Annotated in this window: 4 protein-coding genes; 2 read left to right on the top strand and 2 right to left on the bottom strand. The window is 63.5% G+C overall.

The features are described 5' to 3' along the window. Together ugpE and RBR29_RS10960 are read left to right on the top strand one after the other, a co-directional pair. Positions 1-778, top strand: a 778-nt coding sequence (gene ugpE / locus RBR29_RS10955) for a sn-glycerol-3-phosphate ABC transporter permease UgpE (protein WP_320349253.1), incomplete at its 5' end; no start/stop codon positions are given. Between the two features lie 15 nt (positions 779-793). Further along, a complete protein-coding gene (locus RBR29_RS10960) occupies positions 794-1870 on the top strand; it encodes a sn-glycerol-3-phosphate import ATP-binding protein UgpC (protein ID WP_320349254.1) in 1077 nt (358 codons plus the stop codon). Between the two features lie 114 nt (positions 1871-1984). On the opposite strand, the gene RBR29_RS10965 is transcribed toward RBR29_RS10960, so the two are convergent. Beyond that, on the bottom strand, positions 1985-3106 hold the full coding sequence (locus tag RBR29_RS10965; protein ID WP_320349255.1) for a branched-chain amino acid ABC transporter substrate-binding protein: 1122 nt from the start codon (positions 3104-3106) through the stop codon (positions 1985-1987). Positions 3107-3230: 124 nt separating this feature from the next. Further along, the gene (locus RBR29_RS10970) at positions 3231-3758 is read right to left on the bottom strand and encodes a Dps family protein (RefSeq protein ID WP_320349256.1); all 528 of its coding nucleotides are present in this window, start codon (positions 3756-3758) and stop codon (positions 3231-3233) included. Positions 3759-3931: the final 173 nt, after the last annotated feature.

Genomic DNA, 3931 nt, shown 5'->3' on the forward strand with positions numbered 1-3931 from the left:
GATCGCCTTTCCCCTGTACGTGGCCTTCGTGGCGTCCACCCAGACGGCCCAGGAAGTCGCCCAGGCGCCCATGTCCCTGGTCCCCGGCACCCATTTCCTGGACAATTACTGGACCGTGCTGCGCGGCGGCGCCGTCAACACCCCGCCCGTAGGCCGGATGCTGTGGATCAGCACCTTCATGGCCCTGGCGATCGCCATCGGCAAGATCGCCATTTCCATGCTCTCGGCCTTTGCCGTGGTGTATTTCCGCTTTCCCCTGCGCATGCTGTGCTTCTGGATGATCTTCGTCACCCTGATGCTGCCGGTCGAAGTCCGCATCGCGCCCACCTATGCCGTGGTGGCCGACCTGGGCATGCTCAACAGCTACGCTGGCCTGACCCTGCCGCTGATCGCTTCGGCCACGGCCACGTTCCTGTTCCGGCAGTTCTTCCTGACCGTGCCCGACGAACTGGTCGAGGCTGCCCGCATCGACGGCGCCGGCCCGATGCGGTTTTTCAAGGACATCCTGCTGCCGCTGTCGCGCACCAGTATCGCTGCCCTGTTCGTGATCCAGTTCATCTACGGCTGGAACCAGTACCTGTGGCCACTGATCATCACCACACACGAAAACATGTACCCCGTGGTGGTCGGCATTCGCCGCATGATCGCCGGTGGCGACAGCGTCACCGAATGGAATCTGGTCATGGCCACGGCCATGCTGGCCATGCTGCCGCCTGCCGTCGTCGTCATCCTGATGCAGAAATGGTTCGTCAAAGGCCTGATCGACTCAGAAAAATAGGAAACCACCATCCCCATGGCAACCCTCAGTTTTCGCGATGTGCGCAAGACCTACCCAGGCGGCGTGGCCGTCATCCATGGCATCGACATGGAAGTGCGCGACGGCGAATTCGTCGTCATCGTGGGGCCTTCGGGCTGCGGCAAATCGACCCTGATGCGCATGGTGGCGGGCCTGGAATCGATCACCCACGGCGAAATCGCCATCGACGGCCGGGTGGTCAACGAACTTGAACCCGCCGAACGCGATATCGCCATGGTGTTCCAGAACTATGCGCTCTATCCCCACATGAGCGTCTTCGACAATATGGCTTATGGCCTGAAAATCCGCCGCCTGGGCCGTGACGAAATCCGCCGCCGTGTCGAGGATGCCGCCCGCATCCTGGAACTGGACCAGTTGCTGGAACGCCGCCCGCGCCAATTGTCCGGTGGTCAGCGCCAGCGCGTGGCCATGGGCCGGGCCATCGTGCGCGAACCCGCCGTGTTCCTGTTCGACGAGCCCCTGTCCAATCTGGACGCCAAACTGCGCGTGCAGATGCGCCTGGAAATCCAGAAACTGCATCAGCGCCTGGGCACCACCAGCCTGTACGTCACCCACGATCAGGTCGAGGCCATGACCCTGGCCCATCGCATGATCGTCATGAACCAGGGCGTGCCCGAACAGATCGGCACGCCCGCCGAGGTCTTCGAACATCCCGCGACCACCTTCGTCGCGGGCTTCATCGGCTCGCCCCCCATGAATCTGCTGCGGGTGGACACCGATGCACAGGGCCGGGCCGTCGGCCCCGATGGGCGCGCCCTGCCCCTGCCCACCCCTGCCGGGGCCGCGCAGCGAACGTTGATCCTGGGGCTGCGTCCAGAACACCTGGCACTGGATGCACCGGGCCTGCAGGCCCGGATCGACATGATCGAAATCCTGGGGTCGGAACAGCTGATCCATGCCCGCTGGGGCGATCAGTCCCTGATCCTGCGTTGCAACGTGTCCGAGACCCGTGAACGCGCCCTGGCCGCAGGCGATGCAATCACGCTGGGGCCGGATGGCCGACACCCCGCGCACTGGTTCGACGCAGACAGCGGAAAACGCATCCCGGACTGAACGACCAAAACAAAACGAACAAAAAAACCGGCACGTCTCTCTTGAGCGTGCCGGTTTTGTTGCGGTTCAAGCGACACCGATCAGGCCACGGAGGCTGATCGGCGTCCGGAGGCATTACTTGAAGACGGTCTTGGAACCGTCGGCGTGCCAGGTGAACACGTCGAACTTGAAGGACTTGAGGTCGCCCTGCTCGTTCCACGCAATGTCGCCGATCGGGGTCTTGACCGAATTGCCGTGCAGCCAGGCCGCGACCTTGGTCGGGTCGTCCTTGCCCACGCCCTTGATCCCGGCCGCAATGGCTTCGACAGCGGAATAGGCGGTCAGCTGGAAGGCGCCGCCCGGATTGCGGTTCTTGTCCTTGAAGGCCTTGACCACGGCCGCGTTGGCCGGATCGGCCGTGAAGTCGGCCGGCAAGGTCACCAGCATGCCTTCGACGGCCGGGCCGGCGATGGCATTGATGTCCGGGTTGCCCACGCCTTCGGGACCCATGAACTTGGCCTGCAGGCCCTGTTCGGCGCCCTGGCGCAGCAGCAGGCCCATTTCGGGATGGTAGCCGCCGTAGTAGACGAAGTCGGCACCCGAGGACTTGAGCTTGGTGATCACGGCAGAATAGTCGCTGTCACCGGCGTTGATGCCTTCGAACAGCACGACCTTGATGCCGGCCTTTTCCAGATCGGCCTTGACGGCGGTGGCGATGCCCTGGCCGTACGACTGCTTGTCGTGCAGCACGGCCACGGCCTGGGGCTTGATTTTCTGGGCGATGAATTCCGCAGCGGCGGGGCCTTGCTGGTCGTCACGGCCGATGGTGCGGAAGATCATGTCGTAGTTCTTGCCGTCGGTCACCAGGGGCGAAGTCGCGGACGGGGACACCATGACCACGCCTTCGTTGTTGTAGACCGGGGTCGCGGCGATCGTGGCGCCCGAGCACACGTGGCCCACGACATAGTGGATCTTTTCATTGACGACGCGGTTGGCCACGACCGGACCCTGCTTGGGCTCGCAGCCGTCATCGATCACGACGGCTTCCAGTTTGTTGCCCAGCACGCCACCATTGGCGTTGATGGTTTCGATCGCCGTGTCCACGCCTTCTTTGACCATGTCGCCGTACTGGGTCAAGGCCCCGGTGAAGGGCCCCGCAATGGCGATGCGGATAGTGTCTGCATGCGCCACGGAAGAAAGCATCATGCCGGCGGCCAGACCCAGTGCGGCTGCCATCGGCGTAAAGCGTACGTTCATAAAACCTCCTGTGAAAGACCTGGAAAAGAATACACGAAACCCCCGTGCAGCGGTCATTGCGCCGTACGGGGGTTTTCCCGGTATCGTGTTGCGCGCTGTGGTGCTTCAACGCGCAAACCGAAGCTCAGGCCAGCAGACTGCGCAACATCCAGGCGTTCTTTTCATGCACGTCCAGACGCTGCGTGAGCAGGTCGGCCGTCGGCTGGTCGTTCACGGCATCGGCGCACTGGAATGCCTGGCGCGCGGTGCGGGCAACGGCCTCGTTGCCGTCCACCAGCATGCGCAGCATGTCCTCGGCCGAGGGCACGGCGGCAGGTTCGGCAATGGAACTGAGCCGGGCGTATTCGGCATAGGTGCCGGGCGCGTAATGCCCCAGGGCGCGAATGCGTTCGGCAATGGCATCCAGGGCCTGCCAGGCTTCGGTGTACTGGGTCATGAACAGCTGATGCAGCGTGCTGAACATGGGCCCGGTGACGTTCCAGTGGAAATTGTGGGTCATCAGGTACAGCGTGTAGGTGTCCGCCAGCGTCCTGGACAGTTCCGCGACGACGGCGGCACGATCCTTGGCCGAGATGCCGATATCGATCGGCAGGCCGCTGGACGGCGCGACGGCGGGGTTTTTCGGGCTGGATTTTTTGGCGGTCTTGGCCATGGGGCGTTCCTTCGAGGGGTCGATCAGACGATTGCAGAATAGCACAGGGAACCCTCGTCTGGCATTGCAATCCGCGCCGCAGCAAACCGCCTGCGTCAACTGGTTGCGTCTGCCACCGGCGCCGGTTCTTCCAGCATGGTGACGCCCGGCATGCCGCAATGGCGCACGGCCTG

Source organism: Castellaniella sp., assembly GCF_034007085.1.
Classification (GTDB): Bacteria; Pseudomonadota; Gammaproteobacteria; order Burkholderiales; family Burkholderiaceae_B; genus Castellaniella.